The following is a 21,495-nucleotide window of genomic DNA, read 5'->3' on the forward strand; positions in this document are numbered from 1 at the left end:
ATCTTTTCTGAAATTAGGATGAAGTAAACCTTAACGGAACATAAGGCTCCACTGAAAACTAACTGAATGCGGCCTTTCGATCACCCGCTTAACGTTACTTCAGGAAAGCAAGAGTAAAGAACAACGGAGCATTATAATCAATCGCATATTCATTGCTCGCATAACTGAGCAATTCGTCAACATAGCTCTTGGCCGGAGGAAGGCCCTGGTCGGCCATCTTCTCGAGAACCGGATCGTTCATGTATGGGTTCGGGCCTCCGACCATTAATCCGGGCACTAATATTCCGCTTGCTGCCGATATTCGGTGGTGAGGATGAATTGGATACAAAGTCCCTATCCCCGTTACGTAGCTCATCCCCATCGCATTCCGGCCAAGGACGAAATGAAGCTGGTCGGCAGCCGCATCTACGAATGTCATATTCGGCTTGAGCTCATTCGCCAGCAGCATGATTTCTCCCTCCGCCAGCGCGTTTTTATTCGACGCCCACGTATACTCCTTGCTACTCAGCGCGCTTCGGTATCCATCCTTGCCGACGCGAGAGGAAATCTCATCCGCGGCATGAACGATAGCATCGACTGCGGCACCCTTACCGGCCGGAGGCGAGTTCGCCGCTGTAGCCGCTGCCCACTGCCCGAGCAGGTGTGCGTTGTTCCAGCTAATGAAGGAAGAACGGCTTTGCAGCAAATCGGTATATCGGCTCATCATTTCATCGGCATAACCGCTTTCTCCCGTCGTCTTCAGCAGCTCGGCCAACGCCCAGAAGCGCTCCTCGCGGTCGGTCGCTTTGTCATAAGGACCGGAACCGGAGTTCTGTCCTTCATCCATTCGGAAAAACGCTTTCGGATGTTCATTGAGCCACGTCTGCGATTTCTTGGAACTCTTCAGCAATTGTGCCGCATAGACCGGATCGTACGGTTCGTAAATCCGCGCCGCCATAGCCGTCGCCGCCGCGAACATGGCCGTTCCGTAAGTCGACATCCCGTACACCATCCGGTCTTGTACATCCTCGGAAGGCACAATAAAGTCGGGAAATGCCCCTCCGCTCACTTTGTGGTAGACAGCCCCATCCTTCCTTTGCATCCTGAGCATCCAATCGAGCTCGAATTTCACTTCCGTGAGCACATCCGGCGCTTCTCCCGCATGTTCCCAGCCCGACTTCTCGCTATCTTGCAAAAACTTGTTATCCGTGAAAAACTCCGGCCGCAGTTCATAAGCAAGCAAAAGCTGCGCTACCGTCACCGCCGCTACCGGCATGTATTTTCCGTAATCACCCGCATCGTACCAGCCTCCGTGCACATCAATGACCGGCTGACGGCCTTGCTCATCCTTATAGTAAAGAGTTGCCTCCTTGTCCTGGAGATGTCCGGGTAGCAGCTTTAATCCCAGAAGCGGATCATCGATCGGTTCCCCCGAACGCTGCAGTCTGTAGGAGCGCGCCACATGATAAAACAACTCTTTGTACGCTTCTTTGTTAATCTTGAAGGGCGCCGATACTTTGCCCGCAACCTTGACTTGATACGAACCTTCGTCCGTCAACTCTCCGAAATTTGCTTGAGATACCCAGTCACCGGAGATATTATCCTGACTTGCAGCGGGAATCTTGCCTTCCCATACCGGCTTCTGATCGCGAATATTTTCCACGATGATCTTAAGCTCAGGGAAATCTTCATCCGCCGCGATTACGACGACCTTAGGGCTTCTCGGCAAGTAACCGGCCTGGTTCAGGTGAATTCGTACATTCATATTAAGGTCATTTACTCGCGTAGAAGGCGCTATCTCAGCCGTAGCGGATGCCGATTCGGTTGCGGATTCGGTTGCCGCAGACACGGACGGTGACGGAGATACCGTCTCCGTATGCCCCGAACCTCCCGTACATCCTGACAATGACGCCGCGCTTCCCATCCATATGCTTAATAAAACCACCGTTATCCCCCATTTTCTCATTTGGCATAAACCTCCTCTGAACGATAGAAAACGTTATCAAAAGTTTATTCGACTCTACGGTAAAAATTCCTTCCTCAACTGTGCCGCCCCCTTATCCCCACTTCATTTCCCTCATCAAATCGCAATCTTAAGAAATTCTTCAGATGTTATTTCCAAAGGGTTAAGGATTGTCCTTGTATAATCAAACAAGAACGGAGGGAATTCAATGATCGAAATGATTCAAGTCAACCATCAATTCGCCATAGGCAAAAAAGGCAAGGAACGGGTCGTTCCCGTGCTTCACAATATCGATCTTCACGTTAAGCAAGGGGAGATCGTCGCCATCATCGGGCGGAGCGGCTCGGGGAAGTCCACCTTGCTTAACCTGATGTCGGGGTATATCCGGCCTACGTCCGGGACGATCCGCTTGGCGGGACAAGTCGTCACCGGCCTGAGCGAAGGGGATTGGGCGAATTTCCGCTTAGCCCATCTCGGCTTTATGTTCCAGAGCTTCCAGCTCATTCCGAGCATGACCGCTTTCGAGAACGCAGAGCTGCCTCTCGTGCTTAAAGGAGTCTCTGCCGATAAGCGAAAGAAACGGACCATGGAACTGCTAGAGCAAGTCGGGATCGCCGATTACGCCGGCCACTATCCGGGTGAATTGTCCGGTGGACAGCAGCAAAGAGTATCCGTCGCCAGATCGTTAATGCTGAATCCGCCGATCGTACTCGCGGATGAGCCTACCGGCAGCCTGGACAGCGACAATGAACGGCAGTTGCTCGCGCTCATCCAGCACCTAAACCAAGATCGCGGTACGACCTTCGTCCTCATTACCCATGATGACCAGGTAGCCTCGATCGCGAATCGGACGATTTCGTTGAAGGACGGACATTTGCTGAACGCTTACGGAAAAGGAGGAACAACCACCTATGAAACTCACTGACCAATTCCGGTTCGTCCGGCAAAACATGAAAAAAAACAAAACCCGGTTGTTCATGACGGTACTGGCCACGGCCATGGGCTGCTCCTTCCTTATCGTTCTGGCTTCCGTCGGCTTCGGTTTGCAGAAGAGCATCGTGGACAAAGTCGTCGGGGATCGAATGGTTACGGCCATAGACATCTATGGAATCGAATCTTCCAATGAGGTCGACCGGCAGATCGGACCGAAGAACATGGAGTACTTGCGTTCCATCGATCACGTCAAAGCGGTTACTTACCGTAATTATGTGCAACAACCGTTAATCGCCTCTGTCGAAGGGACTGAAATCGCCAGCAACGGAGCTATTAACGTTGACTTCGATGCCGAGACGAAAGCAGGATTCGGGCTTAGCTCCGGCAGGCTTCCTCAGAAGGGCAACGAGGTTGTCGTCGGCTACAACATTCGTCAGTCGGGCGATAACAACAATCCCGGCACGGAGCCTCCAGCCGCCAAGGATTGGCTTGGCCAAACAATGAACGTAGAAATTCACCAGTTTGCGGATGATGGCACGGAAATGAAGAAGACGATCCCTGTAACGATCGTCGGAATCGCCCAGAAACTCTCCCGGGAATGGAAGACGGATACGAAAGTGTATATCGGCAACGAAATGCTGTCCGAGATCGAGAATTTCACCGGGACGCTGTGGGGCGCTATTCGGATTCTGCCAGACAAAGCTAACCCTGAGGGCTACGAGCCCCCCGGCTTGCAGGAACCGCGCCAGTATAACGAGGTTCAAGTCATTGCCGATGGAGCGAACCGCGTGAAAGCCATTGCCGAAGAAATCCGGCTACAAGGTTACATTAGCCATTCGATCGCCGATGAACTGGAGCAGGTTAACCTTGTTTTCCTCATTATGAAAATCGGTCTCGGATTTGTCGGTACCATCGCGGTACTCATTGCTTCTATCGGCATCTTCAATACGATGACTATGGCGGTAACCGAACGGGCGCAGGACATCGGTATCATGAAAGCCATCGGAGCGCACCCTTCCGCCATCCGACGTATTTTCCTGCTGGAGAGCAGCATGATCGGTTTGCTCGGAGCCATTATCGGAACGGTCGTCGCTTATCTTATTTCGATAGTGGTCAATTTCGGCTTACCGCTGATCATTGAAGGATTCATGGACGAGAAGGTGCCTGCCGACTTCCGTTTCTCCTGGATTCCGCCTTACTTGGCCCTTATCGCCTGCTTGATTTCTCTCGGCGTCGCCCTGCTCTCGGGATCGCGTCCGGCTAAACGGGCAACGCGCATCGACGTGCTTCGCGCGCTTCGCAGGGATCTATAATGAGCAAACAGATACGTTATCTGTTGATCTTTATAGCTACTGCCCTCACCGTGACTTTTCTTACGTTTATTGTGATCGAAGCTAAGAATCTGTTGGAACCTTTTCGCAGCTTTACCGTCACTATAGTTAACGAATCGGACGCCGACATCGTATCCGTCGAGACCGGAATCCGGTCCGGGAGCCCTGATAACTCCAAGCATAGCTATGAGAAAATAATCGCTACCGGCGCAACCGCCAAGATTAAGCCCAAATTAACCTTCACCGGCGAAGGAGTCATCTACCAGAAATTCGTCGATTCCAACGGCCGATCAAGGGAAACAATCGCATGCGGCTATACGGAATACGTTTCGGGACATTCCACGGTGACGATTCGTAACGATAAAATTGAAGTGGAACAAGATTGCATGTAAACGAACAAACCCTGCAGACAGCCCTATCGGCCGTTGCAGGGTTTTTGTGAAGGATACGGATAAAAGACGATCACGGCAGCTCAATCGCAGACTCCGCGGACATGCCTTCAGGAAACACTTTAGCGTCCTTCATGGCGACATGGGCCGTAATCCATACCTTAATCGTATATGCGCCTTTGGATACCGGATTCCCGTCGTTATCTTTAAGATCCCAACTTTCGGCGTAGCTCAAGCTATCTCCCTTCTTAAGATCCAGTTCAACCAGCGCTAAAGTAAACGCCTTATCATTCGACCACTTATATACTTCCTCGTTGCGGCTATTGTACACGACGTAATCGTATTGTTGGCCCGCACCGAATGAGAGCTCTACGTTATCGCCGGAAATATTATGGACAGCAAAGTTAAGATTAAGCTTCCCATCCTCTACTACTGTATCCATCAGGGTATCGACAATGCCCTTTATCGGTTCCATCGACTCTTTTTTCTTCTCTTTTAACCGCTCCAGCATTGTCGGATCGAGGCTTGCTTCGCTCTTAGGCGTCACGCGTTCATCATCCTGTCCGTTTGAAATAACTTCCGTTTCTAAGCGAACAGCCGAGTCCGCTATTACCGCCGCAGAGTTGGGCTCGTCAGCCTGCTCCGTCCCCTTCGAGCACCCCGCGAACAGCAATGTAGCTATACTCATTAGCAGTAAGCACCGCTTGTTCCCCATTTATCATTCACCTCAATCGTATAGACGCCACGATTTCCCTTAATGTTCCCATCTTCTAGAAAAAAGCCCCACATTCTGCCGATTAGGCAGTATGCGGGGCGATTTAACGGGATCAGGCTTTCTTGCGGTCTGACGGAAGCATTAGCGCAAAAAGTCCGACCAGCGGAAGGAAGCTGCATGCGAACATGACATCATACAATCCGAATACGTCGGCGGCCTTACCTAGCGCAACCGCTCCGATGGCCCCCATTCCGAAGGCCAAGCCGGTCGTCAAGCCCGAAGCCATCCCCACGTTCGCAGGCATGAGGAACTGCGCGTAAACGACGCTTACGGAAAAGCCGGAAAGGACAACGAACCCGAGAATGGTAATGACCGGGTACACCCAGAATAGAGGGAGATGCGGCAAAATCAGCGCGATCGGGGCCGCACCCGCTATCGAAAATACGATCATGTTTTTCAAGCCGATCTTATCTGCCAGCACACCGCCGAAGTACGTACCGAGCACACCCGCCGCGAGAAACAGAAATACCGGAATCTGCGCTTGCTGGGTCGTTAATCCGTAGTGCTCCTTCAAGAAAAATTGATAGAAGCTGCTAATGCCGGCATGGTACCAAGAACGGGCGAATACGAGGAACACGAGCATCCCCATTGCGAATTTGACCCGGGGATGGCTCATTTTCTCGACGAGAGTTGAACCTGCTTTTCCCGATGCCACATTCGACCGTATGGCTTCCCATTCCGCAAGCTTGCGCTTATACCACGGAAGCAGTCCGAGTAAGACTGCAATCGCGAATCCGGCGAATAAAGTACCCCAGATAGCTCCGAACTGCCCCAACGGAACGAAAATGAATGCCGTCATTAACGGAGCTAACGAGCTACCGGCATTCCCTCCGACTTGATAGACCGACTGGGCAAAGCCGCGTTTGCCCCCCGCCGCGAAATACACGACTCTCGAGCCTTCCGGATGAAAGATCGCCGACCCTAATCCAATGAACACGACCGCTAGCAACAAGTACCAGAATTGCGGGGCAAAGGCGATTCCGACCATCCCGATAAGGCTTAACCCCATCCCGACTGGCAGCATGGCAGGCATTGAACGACGGTCGGAGAACGCGCCGACTACCGGCTGCATAACGGACGAAGTCATATTCAGCATGAAGCCGATCCAACCGACCTGCATCAGCGACAAGTCCAGCGAATCCTCCAATATCGGATACAGGGCAGGCACGACAGCCTGCATGGAATCGTTAAGCATATGTACCAAGCTAATGGCAAGAAGCACGGGCATGACGGCTTTCGTCCCCGCATTCGGAGCCGCCGTTTTCGATCCAGTTAATGAAGCCAAGGTATTCCCTCCGTTGCGATAACGCTTATGAATTCCAAGTTTAGAAGGGGCGCGGCTCGAAGTCAAGGCATTTGCAAGAAGCTCTTATGTCATAAAAAAACAGGTTACTCCGGGATCTGCTTCTGGAGTAGCCTGTTTTCATCTAGCCTTATTTAATTCACCGTTTCCAATGCTCTAACGAAAGTTTTCATCGCCGCATGCTTCGTCGAGGAAAGCCACTTGTTCAATCGCGATTCGTCTCCGTCGAAATAAATATCCAAAGCTTGTTTCATATCTTCGGCATAACCGTCTCCGGCAGCTTTGCTCTCTAGTTCGAGCTCCCCGACGAGTTTGCTCCAGTTCGGTGTTCCTTTCTCTAGCGGAGCCCGCTCCGGGTATTGCTCCGCCAATCGCATAGCGGATTCCAGCGAGCCGGTCGAATAAATCTCGACCGCCAAGTAATGGCCGACAAATCGGTGGGACGGATCGTTAGGTATCGCCTCGCGAAGCTGAACGGCCGCTTCTTCGAACCTTCTCTGTTTCATTAATGCCGTTCCATATACGGATTGGACGTAGCTATTTGTCCACCCCTTCTCCTTCGCCATCAACTTGTAATAATAGTCGACCTTAGCCCACATTTTCTTATCGTAATAATAATAAAACAGTTGGAAGACATATCTTTCCGACGGCTCTAGCTCAACCATTCGTTCTAAGTAGGCCACCGACTCGTCGGACGAAGTCGGCTCTCTATCTATTGAAGCTTGCCCTTCGTATATCCGGATAATCATGCGCAAGCTATGCCGGTCTTGGGGTTTGTTTTCGAATGCCTTCTTGTAGGCGCTCATCGCCTCATCCATCTTCCCGTCAAGAAATAGGCGATCCTCCGCGGTAAGCGTTCGCGATTTCAAGTAGAAGAAAGGCAATGCTCCCATCGAAGTTTCGTTCAACCGGTAGCCGTTGCTTCTCGTCAGCATTCTGCCCTCTTGATCGTAGGCTTCCACGTACCAGGAAAATCGGCTGTCCGGGTTCGCGAAACCGAGCAATTGGACCGGATCGAGAACGATTTTACCGTCTACCTCGTTCAAGTAAATACCGCCGACGGAATCATATAAAGTGTCAGATGGAAGCTCGACGAAGTCATCCTCAATATGACTCTGAATGAGGGCGCTCGTTATTCCGCTCTTGCTCGGCCAAGTTCCGTACAACGTATAGGAGGCCGCTCCCTCCACGGGCTCCCATTGAAACTTAACGGTACTGTCCGTCACAACCTGCTGATTGATTGGCGACTTAATCTCGATCAGTGGACGCAAGACGACATTCTCCGTTAAGATCTCGTTTCCCTTGACGTCGATCCAATCATCGTTCATCGTCGGCCATGTCCACCCATCGATCTGCTCGAATAGTAAACCGATATAGAGTTGGTAGCTTCCGGGAAGAACTCCTTTGAAGTCGTAACGTCCTTGACCATCCGTCAGCACCTGATACGGCTCGCCTTCCATGATGCTGTGATTAACATCGTGTTCGCTTCGCAAGAAAACGCCGACGCGAGCCATCGGAGTGCCGTCGCTCTTCCTGACCACGCCCGATACGGTCGAACTTAAGCCGTTATCTTGTTGCCGGAGCGCATGTTCAAGCTGCGCCTTCAACGACTTCAGCTGATCGAGCTTTCCCGGAACGAAATCGCCCATATCGGGAAACTTCGCTTTCTCTTCCGTCACCCACTTCTGAAGCGCGACCAGTTCGGTGTTGACATTATCTAACGCGCTACGGACGTTGCCTTGCCGAATCATCAGCTGCGCCCTAACTTGCACGATCTCTCCATTAAAGTCCAAATCTCCGGGATTCCTCGTATTGTCCAATTGTTCAAGCAGCTGTTCGGCTTTGGTCATCTCGTCGCGACCCGCATAGATTTTCGCCCGTTCCAGCTTCAGCGCTCTCTCCTGATTCAAGTAATCGCCCGTGAGCCGCTTCTCTGCCGATTCCAATGCCGCGAGAGCATCACTTGCTTCGTCCTCGCTCATATAGTAACTGGCGAGCTGCCGAGCCGCACTTACGAGATACTGATCCGCAGGGCCTTCGGTCAAATACGACTTCAGATAGGGAAGCTTATCCTCCCAACTCCAAATTGTGCTTTCCTTGTCTATCGGGCCGCTCTGCGTCCATCCCGATCCGACGTATACATCGAAACTATGCGCAAGAGTTACCCCATCGTTTCCGATCAAATATTGTCGGATAAGTTCCCACTTCTTACCGCTTGTTGCGGAATTGTCTATGGCGGCTAACAAACTTTTCTTCCCGCCTATCCTTCCTTCTTCATAGTTTTTCTCCGCGGAATGAACCTGAAGCTTAGGAATAACGACAAATTGAAGCAACGACAACAGAAGCCCGATTGAGAGAATCGATAGAACGAGATGCTTAACTTTGAGGGTTACTTTCAACCATAGCCACCGCCTTCTCGTAATTATCCTTCCAATAGGTATTGCCTCCAGCTTCGATAAGCTGTCTTTGCTCCTCATGCGAGTTATCCGTGTCCATGGAATTCTGCAACGGAGTTAACGCCACGACGGCTATGATCACGGCCATACTCACCCCTAAAGGGAAGAGAGGCACTTCGATTTCCTTGTTCCACAAAGCTTTTAACCGCTCCAGCCACGAACGGGGATGGGACCGACGCAACACTTCCGCTTCTCTCGTAAAATGCACCGTACCAAGCTCTTCATCCAGCCGATTTTTAATAAACTCCCGCTCCTGCTCTCGCTTCGTTCTCATCTCCATCCCCCTCCTGCAACATTTGCTTAAGCTTCGTCCGGCCTCTGGACAATCTGGCTTTGACCGTATTTTCGTTACTCTTGACGTGCTCCGCAATCTCCAGAACACTAAATCCGTTGTAGTAATACAGAGTGATAACTTCCCGATATCTATAGTCGAGCCGATGGATGGCTGCGCTTAATTGCTCATTGCGCCATTCGGTTAGAAGCAGATCTTCCGGACTCCGCTCCGTCTCCTCCATCTCGACTTCGGCAAAAGGAAGCAGTCGCCTCCAGTTCCATGTACGCATCCTCATTCGGCAACGATTCACGACGATACGGAGGAGCCAGCCCCGAAGCTTATCCGGTTCCTTCAGCTGATGGATTTTGTTATACGCCTGCAAGAAACTATCCATAACCGCTTCTTCTGCAACTTGCCTGTCTTTAACAAGCAAGTAGGCAGTCCGCAGCAGTTCATCGCTATATAGCGCCATCAATTCCTTAAGCGCGGTTTCATCTTTCTCTGCTAACATGCGGACGAGATCCAGATCGGCCCCCCCTCTCCTACTAGTTAAGATGCGCCTCGACGCATACGGGTTGCATGCGATTAGAAAAAAAGCCACCCGAGATCGCATCCCCGATGGCTTTTCTCCAACCGTCTACCCTTTTAACTGCCCGATCGATAGGCTAAGCTTATAATTGCCGTACCGGAGCAGCTCATCCAAAAACTCCGTCAGTTTCCCGTGATTCTCGACCTTCATGCGCAGCCAGTAGCAGCCTTCTCCGCTCACCCGATGGATTTCTTCCACTCTCTCATCGCTAGCCGCGAAGGTTAAGAAGCCCTCATGCGCCGTGTTGGATTTCAAGAAGACGGTCACAAGCGCCGTAAGGGGCAAGCCCAACTTGGCGGACGCGATTCGCACGGTATATCCTTCGATAACGCCTAATTCCTCCAGCTTGCGCACCCTTGCCCCTACCGCTTGCCCGGTCAAATGGACTTGCTCGCCGATTTCTTTGTGGGAGCGCATGGCATTGTCGGTAAGCACCCTCAAGATGCGCAGGTCGGTTTCATCCAGCAAAGGATTATACAAGTAAAGTAACTCCTTTCATTATGAAAAAGAAAAGCGGATTATCGTTTCATCCTCTTGTATCGTTCTTTGCTTCATTATTTCTATAATTGTAACAGAGCCCGAATTTATTAGTAGAGGAGATTTTTGCTTATGAAACTTCAATTCATTAGACATGCCACCTTGTGGCTGGAATATAAGGGCAAGCAAATTCTGATTGACCCGATGTTCAGCGAGAAAGAAATCAATCCGCCGATTCCCAATAGCCCCAACGGGTACAGAAACCCCATGGTTTCCCTGCCAGTTCATCCGGATGAACTATCCGAGCCTGACTTCATCTTGCTATCTCATCTTCATATGGATCATTGGGATAGCGCCGCGATAAGCCTGCTGCCGAAGTCCACGCCGATACTTTGCCAGCCCGGTGACGATCCAATGATCGCGGCTTCCGGCTTCCAGCGAGTCGAAGCGGTGTATTCGTCCGTCACGTACGAGGGCATTACCGTGCATCTAACGGGTGGACAGCACGGTACCGGCGATATCGGTCGCGCAATGGGGCAAGTATCCGGATTTATCCTTCAAGCCGATGGAGAACCTACTTTGTACATCGCAGGCGACACGATCTATTGCGAAGAAGTCGCAGACGCTATGACTACCTACCGACCTGACTTTGTCGTCGTTAACGCTGGCGGCGCGAGATTTAACGTCGGAGATTCGATTACGATGACTCCCGAGCATGTTAAGTCCGTCTGCGCCGATGCGCCGAACGCTATCGTTATTGCCGTCCATATGGATACGATCAATCATTGTTTGGTGTCACGCGAGAACTTAAGATCGGCCTTGGCGGGAACCCCTTGCGTAGATCGTGTACTTATTCCTGAAGACGGGCAATGGTGTTAAAGATCAGCCATCTTGAATCCATAACGAAACCCCCAAGTCGATTGGACTTGGGGGTTTCGTTTGGTTAATCTATATCGCCTATTCGGATTTGAATTTGAAGTTTCTCGCCCAGTAAATGACAGGCGTCGATGCCACCGAGATCAAGAATTTAAGCACATAAGTCGTGATCACGATTTCCCACCAAACATCCCATGGATATTCCCAGGCAAAAGCGATCGAGCAGAAGATCAGCGTATCTACCATCTGGCTTACTCCAGTGCTTCCGTTGTTCCGAATCCATAGCTGGCTTCTCGTCGGATATTTTACCTTGAGCTTGCTGAACAGCCTCACGTCGAGGAACTGGCTAACCAAATAAGCAGCGAGGCTACCTAAGGCAATTCGCGGTGCTAAGCCGAATATCGTCTGAAGAGCGGGTTGCCCGAAATCCCCCTCCTGAGGCTCGAATACAAGCACCATCTGCATGATGGCCGTCGACATCAGCAAGAAGAAAAAACCGAACCACACCGCTTTTTTCGCTTCCTTCTCCCCATACTTCTCGTTCAATAAGTCCGTCGTGAGATAGATCGTACCGTACATCGTGTTGCCGAGCGTCATGACGAAGCCGAACATGCCGATCGTCTTGACCACCTGAATGTTAGCCAGCACGACCGCCGCCGCGATCCAAGCGTACAGTCCCATCTTGCCGAAAAGCCTGTAACAAATCAAAAACAGCGCAAAGTTGACCAGGACGAATAACACGCCCCACCCGAGATTAAACATATGAATCATCCTCCTAGTTTTGTTAACGCGGGAGTTTGCGAACCGCGGCTCCGCTTTGCGGAGCAAACGCCTAATTATAGCATGAAAAACTTCTTGCGCTACCCTCTAGCTTAAATTACCAAACCGAAAAACTAGCAATCGAAAGTTGAGCCCGCCACTTTGCGTACCTTCTCGAAATAACTGTATATCTACAGGTATTTACCTCGAATATATAGCTAATTGCACAAATAGATGGATTTATACAGTTATTGCTGCAAAAACATCGATAAGACCACCCCTTCTATTGAAAATAACTGTACTTATACAGTTATTTCGGAATACAGTAGGCATCTTATGCAAGTAACTGTACTTATACAGTTATTTCACAGTCTCAACCAAGCCTCAGCGGACCAAAGGGATCCTCGCACGAATCCTTGCACAAGGATGACGGCGCGTGATAGCTGTCCGCCTTGTGTGAATCATTTTTCCCGCTACTACGTAAAAAACCGGAAGCGAGGAGGAATATCATTCCTCCTTGCTTCCGGCTTCCTAACGATTCGATCAAGCCGCTTCCTTAGTCGTCTGTCCCTCTTTCGTCAGCTTTACTTTGCCCACGAACAAGCTAAGAGGCAGCGCTGCGACGGCGATGAAGGTAGCAATGAGATAAACGTCGTTAACGCTCATCGTAAAGCTCATCATCGAAATGAAAACTTTATCCGTCTCGCCCGCCATAGCGAAATCCATACCGTGATGGGCTGATCTCGTAGCCAATAAGGTCGTAAATACGGCGATCGCGAACGAACCGAAGACGTTACGGGTCCAGTTCATGATCGCGGACGCATGGCCCGACAACTCCCGAGGGACTAACTCCATCCCGGCATTGCTCGAAGGCATCATCACTAGAGCGATTCCTAAGTTACGAACGATCATCCAGAACAGGATGTACGAATGCGATACGTCGATGCTTAGCCAGCTTAACGTTAACGTTCCGACCGTCAGCAGGATGATCCCCACAACCATGAGCCAACGCGGTCCGACGATTCCGTATAGTTTTCCCACGATCGGCATGACCAGAGCCATGGCGAGCGATGCCGGCAGCAAGATTAGTCCCGTGTCCATCGCGGACACGTGTTGAATTCTTTGCAAAAATACTGGAGTCAGGAACGTTCCCGAATATAAGCTAATGGTTAAAATATTGGCGATAAGGAGATTAAGCGTATATCTTCCGTTCTTGAACACTCGCAAATTCAACAGAGGAGTCTGCGCCGTAAGCTCTCTCCATATGAAGAGGATCAACATAATCGAACCGCCTACGAGCAACGAAATGATTTCCCAAGAATCCCAGCCCCAATTATGGCCTTGGCCCAATGCAAGAAGCAGCGCCGCGCTACTGCAAATAACCGTAAGGAACCCGAATGCATCGAAGCTCTTAGGAACGTTAAGCCGATAATAGGGAATATAGACGGCTACGCACCAGATCGCGATTAAGCCGATCGGCACATTCATCAGGAACAGCCATTGCCAATCGTAGTTTTCCAGCAACCATCCGCTAAGCGTCGGACCGAAGGCCGGCGCCATCATCGATGCCAACCCCCACAAGGCTATCGCCATCGCTTGCTTCTCGCGTGGTATAATCTGATAGATAATTGACATCGTAGCCGGAATGATCAATCCGCTGAACGCACCTTGCAATACCCGAAACGCGATCAGGGACGTTTCGTCCCAAGCTGCCGCGCACAATGCGGACGTGACAGTAAAACCGATCAGCGAGAATAAATATAACCTCTTATAGCTGAACTTCTCACCTAAGTAACCCACGATAGGAGCAGTCGTGCCCATAGCGAGCATAAATCCGGTCAAGGTCCACGTGACGGTGTCAAGCGACGTGTGGAAATGGTCTTTCAGAATTTCCAAAGCGATGTTGATCGTACTCGAGGCAAGAATACATAGGAACGAACCGATAAAAATTGCAACCATTACCGGTAGAAAACGTATTTGTTGAATGTTGTTGCTACTGCTCATTTCCCTCTCCCACACTCCCAATTGCTTTTATGTATTTATTTACATATTTCAAGGTACGGAGAGTTATCATACTACTGAATTTTCCGTCTGTCAAAAGTTTATTTAGCCTGGAGGCTCGTCCATGAACACCTTATCGTTCGGGTTGCTCAGCTTGATATCCCACTCCCCTTTGTCCGGGTATGATCTCATGTTGAAAATCCAACCCTTCTGGCCGGCTAAGCATAGCCAAATCTATCCGTTGCTCGCGACTTTGGAGAAGAACCATCAAGTCACTTACGAACTAGTCTCGCAAAGCGACAAGCCGGATAAGAAGGTCTATTCCATAACGTCTAAAGGCATCGAATCGCTAAGAAATTGGCTTACAGAGCCTGCGTCCGATCCCGTCATGAGAGACGAATTAATGCTTAAAGCCTACTGCATCTCTCTTGTGGATCCCGCAACCTCCCGTAAGCTGTTTAACGCCCGCCTTGAGCATTATCGCAACAAAATCTCGCGGTTCGAAGATCGGATAAGCCAAATTCGAGCCGCAAGCGGCTTGCAGGAGAACGGGTTCCCGCCCCATAATTCCCCCAACTTCGGCGCGTTTATTTTACTTCACAAAGCGCTCATGAGCAGCCGAACCAATATCCAGTGGTGCGAATGGGTATTGTCGGCGATCCCGCCCGAGGAGATATAATCGTCGCAAACACAACTAAAACTGGCCGTTCCCTTTGAAGGGAACGGCCAGTTTTAGTTGTGATGCGGTCGCGGCGGGTGATTATCCTCACGCTGCCGTTGTACGGTTGGCACTGCGTTTCTTAGCCAATGCCGCCCAGCCTTTGCGGATCCACGGAAGCAAGTAGTAATCCAATCCGAATTTGCCTGCATTCGCTCCGCCGATGAACACGATCACTCCGATCAGCAGAAGCCAAGGGTTAGTCGATAACGTTCCGGCGAACAGGAACAAGAAGTTCATTAACAGTCCGAAGAATGCGGCCGCCGCCGTTAGTCCCCCGACGATCAAGCCTAAACCGACCAGAAACTCTCCCAATGGAATCAAGAAGTTGATGATCTTTACGTTCGGTAACGCGAAGTTCTCAAGGAAAGCCGTATACGTCGGAAAGATCGCTTCTTTGGTCGCCTTGTCGGCAATCGGATTCGCAATCGCATTTTTCAGGAATCCCGCTGCGCTGAATGTTTCGCTTCCGGTCAATTTATGCCAGCCCGCTTCAATCCATTGCCAGCCTAGATAGATACGAATTAATGTTAACGCCACCGCTGCCCAGACGTTTTCTCTCCAAAATTTCATTGCCATAGCGGCCATCTCCCATTCTCTTGTTCTTGTCTTTTTCTTACACCCTCATTATGACTCTTAAACCAAACAACCGATGTGAAATAAATCACAATTCAAGTGTCTAATTCATGAATCACTCTGAGCTATCCCCTGCCGGCAAAATTTCGGACGGATTCGCATTACGTGATACAATAGAGACCATAAGAACAAAGATATTGGAGAATGCCCGATATGACTAAACCCATAAACGAAAATACGCAACAAGAACAAGCTATCGTCATTGGAGCCGGCCCTTGCGGCTTATCCGCGGCACTTGAGCTGCAAGCCGCCGGATTCGAGCCGCTGCTGATCGAGAAAAACGCGGTCGTTCACTCCATCTACCAATACCCGACCTACATGCAGTTTTTCAGCACATCCGAATTGTTGGAAATCGGCGGCATCCCGTTTACTACCCCGAATGATAAACCGACCCGCCGCGAGGCGCTGCAATATTATAGGGATGTCGTTCTTCGCCGCGGCCTCCGTATTCGTGCTTATGAGAGCGCGATTTCCATCGATCGTCTAGCGAATGGACAATTCCGAATAGAGACGGCGGATCGGTTCGGAACAACTCTCATTTACGAAGCGCGCTATGTCGTCATGGCCACTGGCTACTTCGATCACCCTAACCTGTTAGGCATTCCGGGTGAAAATTTAACGAAAGTCACTCATTTCTTTCAAGAGGCCCATCCTTATACGGGGATGAAAGTCACGATAATCGGGGGCAACAACTCCGCGGTCGACGCGGCGATGGAATTGCTGAGGGTAGGCGCGGAGATTACGGTCGTCTATCGCGGAGACCACTATTCCCCGAGCATCAAACCCTGGGTGAGGCCGCTATTCGAAAGCATGGTGAACAAAGGCAAAATCCGCATGCTGTTCGCATCCCGTGTCGTAGCCATAGACGAAAGAAGCGTAACGATACAGCCGAACGAACCAGGTAGTCCCTCTTATTCACTAGACAATGACTTCGTGCTTGCATTGACGGGGTTTCGCCCGGAGAGAACCTTGCTTACGAACGCCGGGGCGGTTGTAGACTCCGAATCGACGATTCCTTCCTTTAACCCGGAGACGATGGAAACGAACGTTCCAGGTCTCTTCATCGCCGGGGTTATCGCCGCCGGGCGGGAGGCGAACGAAATCTTCATTGAAAGCGGGCGCCATCACGGCGAACTGATCGCTCGTCACATCGTGGAGCTAGAGGGTTAGCACACGGAATCGCTCAAAAACCAAATAGCCCATCGGGTAACCGAGGGCTATTTGCTGTATGGGTAGCGAATATTATCATCGCGCCTTCTTTTCTTCTCTTTGAGGAAGGATCAGCACGATTCGAGTTCCCGTTCCGGGCTCGGATTGGATTCGCAGCTCTCCGCCTATCGCTCTGGCCCGCTCCTCCATGCTGAACAACCCTACGCCTTTCGTTCCGCCGTTTCTCGAAAATCCTTTCCCCTGATCCTCGATAGCAACTTCGACGTACGTACCGCGATCGTGTACCTTAACCGAAGCATCCGAAACGTCCGCATGTTTGCCAAGATTCATCAATGCTTCTTGGATAATCCGATAGATTGTCGTTTCCTCTTTAATGCTTAGCCTTCTGCGTAAATCCGATTCGAAATGAACGAGAATTCCGTAGTGCTGGGAATACGTATCCAAATAAGTTCGCAATGCCGGAATGACGCCCAGGTCGTCGAGTACAGACGGCCTTAGCTCCCAAGCCAGGCCTCGAACGTCGGCCATCAGATGGGCAACCTCTTCCCGCAAACTTGCCAGCCGTTCATACCCGTTGCTGGAAATAATCGTATCTATGGAGATCAGAAGCGAGAACAAGCTCTGCCCGATGCCGTCATGCAGATCGCGGGAAAACCGTCTCCGCTCCTCCTCTTGAATGTGCATCATCTGGGAGAGAAGCAATTGCAATTCCTCTTCGGCATTTTTCCTCGCCGTTACCTCATGCCGGATAGCCAAGTATTGATACGGTTTGCCTTCATCGTTCAAAAATGGAACGATCGTTGTATCGACCCAATAATCATCGCCATCCTTGCTGCGGTTCTTGATCTCGCCGCGCCATACTTTTCCCGAGGAAATCGTGCGCCACAGCTCCTGCATGAAAGCTTTGCCATGATGCCCCGAATTAATGATCCGGTGATCCTCGCCGAGCAATTCTTCCCTGGAGTAGCGAGAAATCTCGCAAAACCTGTCATTCACGTACTGAATTCTGCCCGATCGGTCGGTTACCGCCACGATAGAAGCTTCATCCAACGCGTATTTCAAATCGGATAGTTGCTTCAGCGTTTCCTCCAGCGAATCGCTGGAATAGGAGTCATACCGGTGATGATCAAGCGTCAAAATTAAGCAGCCCCTTCTTCATCGCGAATTTGACCAGATCAGGCCTCGTCTTGAGATTGAGTTTGTCCATCAGGTTGCTCTTGTGCGATTCCACGGTCTTGACGCTAATAACGAGTTGCTCGGCAATGTCTTTATTCGTATAGCCTTGAGCTACCTTAGCGAGTATTTCCTTCTCCCGCTCGGACAACGACTCGAAAGTGCCTTGATCGCCGCCGTTCTTCAGCTTCTCTAGATATTCGCCCATGAGCCGTTTCGTTGCGGTGGGGTGCAAATACGCATTGCCCGCCGCCACATGCCGAATGGCGCTGATCATCTCGTCATGCGGTGAACTCTTGAGGATGTAACCGGATGCCCCGAGATGAATAGCCCTGAATAAATATTCTTCGTCGTCGTGCATCGTCAAGATCAATACGGACGTATTCGGCAGCCGCTTCTTTAATTCGGCCGTTGTGCTAAGCCCGTCCTTCCCATGAGGCATGCTCAAGTCCATGAGCACGACATCCGGCAGGAGCTGCATCGCCTTGACGATCGCTTCTTCTCCCTCGGCTGCTTCCCCTACGACTTCCATGTCCTCTTTGGCCCCTAGCAGCATCGCGAGCCCGGATCGAACGACGGCGTGATCGTCGACCAGCAATATACGGATCATTTTCCCGCCTCCTTATAAGACTACTATATCAAATCATCCAAGAATCCGGCTATTCCCGCTCCCGTCAGCCACACTATTTCGCGAACTGCAGCATCATAATCCCGCGGGCTCCGGTCGCCGACCAGCAAAATTCCGCTAATCGTTCGCTCCGCCATGACCGGAACCGCGTAGGCGGATTCTAGCTTCTCGGTTAGCAATATGGAAGAACTCGCAAGGATGTTGGCCTCTTTGGAGCCTTTTCGGTACCACGACAGTCCGCGGCCTACTTTAATAATTTCCCCTTCAATTCCCTGTCCGTGCCGAGTGCGGATATTCAGATACCGCTCGTTCAGGTTACCGGAGGCCCATCTCCAACAAGTATGCCTTTCTCTTCGGTCAATCACGGCAAGGGCACAGAATTCGCAGTCGACTTCTTGCCTCAACTCGTTCAACACTTCCCTTATGCGCCTCTCTATAGCCTCCATACCGTTCCCCTCCCCGTGCACAACCCGTGTCATCTTCTATTTTATCGCTTAGATGCAGGCTTGTAATTCAGGGAAAACCCTGAAAGCGCGGAGGGGAAACACCTATCTTTGCCCTAAGGTGTGATTTTCCTCACAATAAAATAGGGGAATTCCCCGCAAGGATTCAGCGTATTCCCCGATAACAATGTTTTCCTGCTCAAGGTAAGATGGAGTTAAGATAAATTCGAGGGGGATGGCAGCAATGGGAATTAATTGTCCTGTCAAGACTACCGAACGAGAAGATTTACATAAACCGGCCACGGGAAACAAAGGTTTCGCCGGCTTCTGCACGCAGAAGCAATTCGAGCAGCTCGAGAGCATTATGGTCCCTATGCGCGTTCAAGTAGGCGGGTTCCTGTTCTGGGAAGGCGACGATACGGAGAACCTCTATTATATTCGCAGCGGTAGAGTGAAACTGAGAAAATCGACGGAAGACGGCAAAGAATACATCCTTACTATCCTTCAAGCCGGAGACTTGATCTGCGAGAATATTATCGGGAGCGACACGCTCCAATACAGCTATACGGCGGAAGTCGTTGAGCAAGCCGAGATCGGCGTCATCTCGCGTTATTCTCTCGAAGCACTCCTGCACCACAACATTGACCTTGCGCTTAGCTTCATGAGCTGGATGTCCCTATCCCAACGGGTTACGCAATCCAAGTTCCGCGATTTGCTCCTTTTCGGCAAGCCCGGGGCATTAGCCTCGACATTGATACGCCTAAGCAACTCTTACGGCGTGATGGAATCGTACGGAATACGCATCGATATGAAGCTCACCCATTCCGAGCTCGCGGACTTCATCGGCGCGACTCGCGAGAGCGTGAACCGAATGCTGAACGAGTTCAAGGAACAGGGCATTCTTGATTTCCGCTACGGCAAAATCATCATCAAACAGCTTAAAGCGTTGCAAGAAATCTGCCATTGCCCTAGCTGTCCCGGCTGTCCGGGAGAAGTTTGCCGGATCTGAACCGACTCCCTTTTATTACCTGAGACGTAACTTGGGTACAATCATTAGACGACGTTATTTAGCAGGCTTTCAACGCGGTATGGAGCAAAAATGTTGAACTCTACCCGCGCGGACGTCGTCTAATTCGGTAAGAAAGGGAGTTGATCCTTATGTCTAAGCGCCAAACTACGGTTCTCTTTATTTCGGCGTTGGTCTTCCTATGGCTAGTCGGATGCTCGAGAAACGGCGACGGGAGCGCAATACCGACTTCCGGTTCCGCAGCAAGCGCCAACGTCTCCGGCAATTTCAACGCAGTTCCCTCCACACCCCCTAGCTCATCCCAACCCGAGATCACGCCTACTTCCACAACGCCTGCTTCGCCTAAACCTTCTGCACCTCCAACATCTTCAATCAAGCAAGTTTCCTTCAGCCCGGTTACCGCTTTACGGCTCGCCGATTCTAAAATAGGCTGGGCGGGCGGCGAAGGTTGGATAGCGCGAACCGACGATGGCGGTAAAAGCTGGACAACCCAATGGGAACATCCGTATATCATTAATCAATTATTTGCCTTGAACAGCAAGGAAGCATGGGCCACGCTCGACATCGGGGATGCGAAAGGCTTGCAGTTGCTGCATACGACGAACGGAGGAAAGAAGTGGATAGAGGAGGGCAACGTGCCGAATCAGGCGTTCCTTCATTTCGTATCCTCCAAGGAAGCATTCAGCGGCAACGCGCGTACGACGAACGGGGGGCATACTTGGACCACGTTCGCTGTTCCCGATTCTCTCGTCGGGGATGCCTACTTCCATGACCGGAACAATGGCTGGGCGGTTACTTATGAAGAGAACGCATTCCGCATTATGCATTCGACGGACGGCGGTGCAACGTGGCGTTCCGCGATGTCGCGCGCTACGGTGTCGCCAGTGACCGGCGTCGTCATCCGCTCGGCAGGCAAGAAAGACGCTTGGGTCGAGCTAGTCGGTGATTCCGGCATGTCCCAAACGTCCTACTCGCTTCTCCATACCGTCGACGGAGGCCAAACGTGGATTCCAGTGTTAGCCAACAATCAAGCCGGTTCCGGTCCGGCTCCCGGTTACGAGCTAGGCAAAACTACGAAGGTTCCCCATAATTTCGGAGCCGGCCCGGGCACGCTCTATGTCGTGAATTCCCAAGTCGCTTTCATGGGCGGCAAATGTATGCCCTGCGATCTTCCGAATTCGATGGGCAAAACGTTAGACGGAGGAAAAACATGGGTGAACCTGCCAGCGAAATTCGTCGGTTACGGTTCACAACAAATCGCGGCCGTGGATGCCAAGCATATTTGGTGGATCAACAACGATAATACGGAGCCATCCATCCTATATACTTCTTCGGACGGCGGCAAGCATTGGAACAAGGTTCACACTTTCGTTAAGACCCCATGACGGCCGTACTACCATAAGCTCAGCTCTTCGAGAGACGATAAAACAGGGGGTTCATCGATAAGGTTCAATTGAACCTTATCGATGAACCCCCTGTTTTATCGTCTCTCGAAGAGCTGAGCTTATGGTAGTACGGCCGTCATGGGGTCTTAACGAAAGTGTGAACCTTGTTCCAATGCTTGCCGCCGTCCGAAGAAGTATATAGGATGGATG

General features: G+C 51.0%; 21 protein-coding genes and 1 riboswitch. Of the genes, 8 read left to right on the plus strand and 13 right to left on the minus strand.

Annotation, left to right across the window (positions count from 1 at the left end; genetic code table 11):
* Positions 1-94: 94 nt before the first annotated feature.
* Complete coding sequence (locus L3D05_RS10500) at positions 95-1,945, minus strand: glycoside hydrolase family 9 protein (RefSeq protein WP_239616003.1); 1,851 nt, start codon at positions 1,943-1,945, stop codon at positions 95-97.
* Between the two features lie 205 nt (positions 1,946-2,150).
* Between L3D05_RS10500 and L3D05_RS10505 the strand changes: the two genes are divergently transcribed.
* The 3 genes from L3D05_RS10505 to L3D05_RS10515 are packed head-to-tail and all read left to right on the plus strand — an operon-like array spanning position 2,151 to position 4,598.
* Positions 2,151-2,867: an ABC transporter ATP-binding protein gene (locus L3D05_RS10505; RefSeq protein ID WP_239616004.1), complete on the plus strand. Its 717-nt coding sequence runs from the start codon at positions 2,151-2,153 to the stop codon at positions 2,865-2,867.
* On the plus strand, positions 2,854-4,188 hold the full coding sequence (locus L3D05_RS10510) for an ABC transporter permease (RefSeq protein ID WP_239616005.1): 1,335 nt from the start codon (positions 2,854-2,856) through the stop codon (positions 4,186-4,188). The genes L3D05_RS10505 and L3D05_RS10510 overlap by 14 nt, the downstream gene beginning before the upstream one ends.
* Positions 4,188-4,598, plus strand: coding sequence for a hypothetical protein (locus tag L3D05_RS10515; protein WP_239616006.1), 411 nt, complete (start codon positions 4,188-4,190; stop codon positions 4,596-4,598). Before L3D05_RS10510 ends, L3D05_RS10515 begins: the two co-directional genes overlap by 1 nt.
* A gap of 70 nt (positions 4,599-4,668) precedes the next feature.
* On the opposite strand, the gene L3D05_RS10520 is transcribed toward L3D05_RS10515, so the two are convergent.
* The 6 genes from L3D05_RS10520 to L3D05_RS10545 form a co-directional block, all read right to left on the minus strand.
* Positions 4,669-5,310, minus strand: coding sequence for a BsuPI-related putative proteinase inhibitor (locus L3D05_RS10520; protein WP_239616007.1), 642 nt, complete (start codon positions 5,308-5,310; stop codon positions 4,669-4,671).
* Positions 5,311-5,422: 112 nt separating this feature from the next.
* On the minus strand, positions 5,423-6,598 hold the full coding sequence (locus L3D05_RS10525) for an MFS transporter (protein ID WP_239616027.1): 1,176 nt from the start codon (positions 6,596-6,598) through the stop codon (positions 5,423-5,425).
* Between the two features lie 209 nt (positions 6,599-6,807).
* On the minus strand, positions 6,808-9,072 hold the full coding sequence (locus L3D05_RS10530) for a carboxypeptidase-like regulatory domain-containing protein (protein ID WP_239616008.1): 2,265 nt from the start codon (positions 9,070-9,072) through the stop codon (positions 6,808-6,810).
* Positions 9,050-9,403 carry a hypothetical protein gene (locus L3D05_RS10535; protein WP_239616009.1) on the minus strand — a complete coding sequence of 118 codons (354 nt, stop codon included), beginning with the start codon at positions 9,401-9,403 and terminating at the stop codon, positions 9,050-9,052. Before L3D05_RS10535 ends, L3D05_RS10530 begins: the two co-directional genes overlap by 23 nt.
* A complete protein-coding gene (locus tag L3D05_RS10540) occupies positions 9,366-9,914 on the minus strand; it encodes a sigma-70 family RNA polymerase sigma factor (protein WP_239616010.1) in 549 nt (182 codons plus the stop codon). The genes L3D05_RS10535 and L3D05_RS10540 overlap by 38 nt, the downstream gene beginning before the upstream one ends.
* Positions 9,915-10,040: 126 nt before the next feature.
* A complete protein-coding gene (locus L3D05_RS10545) occupies positions 10,041-10,472 on the minus strand; it encodes an Lrp/AsnC family transcriptional regulator (RefSeq protein WP_239616011.1) in 432 nt (143 codons plus the stop codon).
* 129 nt (positions 10,473-10,601) lie between these two features.
* Between L3D05_RS10545 and L3D05_RS10550 the strand changes: the two genes are divergently transcribed.
* Positions 10,602-11,348 (plus strand): MBL fold metallo-hydrolase, encoded by a 747-nt coding sequence (locus L3D05_RS10550; protein ID WP_239616012.1) that lies wholly within the window; start codon positions 10,602-10,604, stop codon positions 11,346-11,348.
* 78 nt (positions 11,349-11,426) lie between these two features.
* Here L3D05_RS10550 and L3D05_RS10555 read toward each other — a convergent pair whose 3' ends face one another.
* A complete protein-coding gene (locus L3D05_RS10555) occupies positions 11,427-12,107 on the minus strand; it encodes a queuosine precursor transporter (RefSeq protein WP_239616013.1) in 681 nt (226 codons plus the stop codon).
* Between the two features lie 7 nt (positions 12,108-12,114).
* Positions 12,115-12,159, minus strand: a riboswitch (PreQ1 riboswitch).
* Between the two features lie 488 nt (positions 12,160-12,647).
* Positions 12,648-14,108, minus strand: coding sequence for a DHA2 family efflux MFS transporter permease subunit (locus L3D05_RS10560; RefSeq protein ID WP_239616014.1), 1,461 nt, complete (start codon positions 14,106-14,108; stop codon positions 12,648-12,650).
* A 121-nt stretch (positions 14,109-14,229) separates the two neighbouring features.
* Between L3D05_RS10560 and L3D05_RS10565 the strand changes: the two genes are divergently transcribed.
* On the plus strand, positions 14,230-14,784 hold the full coding sequence (locus L3D05_RS10565) for a PadR family transcriptional regulator (protein ID WP_239616015.1): 555 nt from the start codon (positions 14,230-14,232) through the stop codon (positions 14,782-14,784).
* Positions 14,785-14,871: 87 nt separating this feature from the next.
* On the opposite strand, the gene L3D05_RS10570 is transcribed toward L3D05_RS10565, so the two are convergent.
* Complete coding sequence (locus L3D05_RS10570; RefSeq protein WP_239616016.1) at positions 14,872-15,402, minus strand: DoxX family membrane protein; 531 nt, start codon at positions 15,400-15,402, stop codon at positions 14,872-14,874.
* A gap of 210 nt (positions 15,403-15,612) precedes the next feature.
* Between L3D05_RS10570 and L3D05_RS10575 the strand changes: the two genes are divergently transcribed.
* Positions 15,613-16,629, plus strand: a complete 1,017-nt coding sequence (locus tag L3D05_RS10575) for a YpdA family putative bacillithiol disulfide reductase (RefSeq protein ID WP_239616017.1) — start codon at positions 15,613-15,615, stop codon at positions 16,627-16,629.
* A gap of 75 nt (positions 16,630-16,704) precedes the next feature.
* Here the strand turns inward: L3D05_RS10575 and L3D05_RS10580 are convergent, their stop codons facing one another.
* From L3D05_RS10580 to L3D05_RS10590, 3 genes are read right to left on the minus strand one after another with little or no spacing between them, the layout of a single operon-like run.
* On the minus strand, positions 16,705-17,766 hold the full coding sequence (locus L3D05_RS10580; RefSeq protein ID WP_239616018.1) for a PAS domain S-box protein: 1,062 nt from the start codon (positions 17,764-17,766) through the stop codon (positions 16,705-16,707).
* Entirely contained in the window at positions 17,756-18,412 is a 657-nt protein-coding gene (locus L3D05_RS10585; protein WP_255807473.1) for a response regulator, read from the minus strand. Before L3D05_RS10585 ends, L3D05_RS10580 begins: the two co-directional genes overlap by 11 nt.
* A 23-nt stretch (positions 18,413-18,435) precedes the next feature.
* On the minus strand, positions 18,436-18,876 hold the full coding sequence (locus tag L3D05_RS10590; protein WP_239616019.1) for a GAF domain-containing protein: 441 nt from the start codon (positions 18,874-18,876) through the stop codon (positions 18,436-18,438).
* A gap of 241 nt (positions 18,877-19,117) precedes the next feature.
* Here L3D05_RS10590 and L3D05_RS10595 point away from each other — a divergent pair, with 241 nt between their 5' ends.
* Positions 19,118-19,882 carry a Crp/Fnr family transcriptional regulator gene (locus tag L3D05_RS10595; RefSeq protein ID WP_239616020.1) on the plus strand — a complete coding sequence of 255 codons (765 nt, stop codon included), beginning with the start codon at positions 19,118-19,120 and terminating at the stop codon, positions 19,880-19,882.
* A gap of 149 nt (positions 19,883-20,031) precedes the next feature.
* Positions 20,032-21,285: a WD40/YVTN/BNR-like repeat-containing protein gene (locus L3D05_RS10600; RefSeq protein ID WP_239616021.1), complete on the plus strand. Its 1,254-nt coding sequence runs from the start codon at positions 20,032-20,034 to the stop codon at positions 21,283-21,285.
* The last annotated feature ends 210 nt before the right edge of the window (positions 21,286-21,495 follow it).

This window comes from Cohnella mopanensis, assembly GCF_022352055.1.
In the GTDB taxonomy this organism is placed as follows: domain Bacteria; phylum Bacillota; class Bacilli; order Paenibacillales; family Paenibacillaceae; genus Cohnella; species Cohnella mopanensis.

Coding starts and splice junctions, on each gene's coding strand:
- L3D05_RS10500 (WP_239616003.1), bottom strand. CDS start 1,945: ATGAGAAAATGGGGGATAACGGTGGTTTTATTAAGCATATGGATGGGA.
- L3D05_RS10505 (WP_239616004.1), top strand. CDS start 2,151: ATGATCGAAATGATTCAAGTCAACCATCAATTCGCCATAGGCAAAAAA.
- L3D05_RS10510 (WP_239616005.1), top strand. CDS start 2,854: ATGAAACTCACTGACCAATTCCGGTTCGTCCGGCAAAACATGAAAAAA.
- L3D05_RS10515 (WP_239616006.1), top strand. CDS start 4,188: ATGAGCAAACAGATACGTTATCTGTTGATCTTTATAGCTACTGCCCTC.
- L3D05_RS10520 (WP_239616007.1), bottom strand. CDS start 5,310: ATGGGGAACAAGCGGTGCTTACTGCTAATGAGTATAGCTACATTGCTG.
- L3D05_RS10525 (WP_239616027.1), bottom strand. CDS start 6,598: ATGCCCGTGCTTCTTGCCATTAGCTTGGTACATATGCTTAACGATTCC.
- L3D05_RS10535 (WP_239616009.1), bottom strand. CDS start 9,403: ATGAGAACGAAGCGAGAGCAGGAGCGGGAGTTTATTAAAAATCGGCTG.
- L3D05_RS10540 (WP_239616010.1), bottom strand. CDS start 9,914: ATGTTAGCAGAGAAAGATGAAACCGCGCTTAAGGAATTGATGGCGCTA.
- L3D05_RS10550 (WP_239616012.1), top strand. CDS start 10,602: ATGAAACTTCAATTCATTAGACATGCCACCTTGTGGCTGGAATATAAG.
- L3D05_RS10555 (WP_239616013.1), bottom strand. CDS start 12,107: ATGTTTAATCTCGGGTGGGGCGTGTTATTCGTCCTGGTCAACTTTGCG.
- L3D05_RS10560 (WP_239616014.1), bottom strand. CDS start 14,108: ATGAGCAGTAGCAACAACATTCAACAAATACGTTTTCTACCGGTAATG.
- L3D05_RS10565 (WP_239616015.1), top strand. CDS start 14,230: ATGAACACCTTATCGTTCGGGTTGCTCAGCTTGATATCCCACTCCCCT.
- L3D05_RS10570 (WP_239616016.1), bottom strand. CDS start 15,402: ATGGCAATGAAATTTTGGAGAGAAAACGTCTGGGCAGCGGTGGCGTTA.
- L3D05_RS10575 (WP_239616017.1), top strand. CDS start 15,613: ATGACTAAACCCATAAACGAAAATACGCAACAAGAACAAGCTATCGTC.
- L3D05_RS10585 (WP_255807473.1), bottom strand. CDS start 18,412: ATGATCCGTATATTGCTGGTCGACGATCACGCCGTCGTTCGATCCGGG.
- L3D05_RS10590 (WP_239616019.1), bottom strand. CDS start 18,876: ATGGAGGCTATAGAGAGGCGCATAAGGGAAGTGTTGAACGAGTTGAGG.
- L3D05_RS10595 (WP_239616020.1), top strand. CDS start 19,118: ATGGGAATTAATTGTCCTGTCAAGACTACCGAACGAGAAGATTTACAT.
- L3D05_RS10600 (WP_239616021.1), top strand. CDS start 20,032: ATGTCTAAGCGCCAAACTACGGTTCTCTTTATTTCGGCGTTGGTCTTC.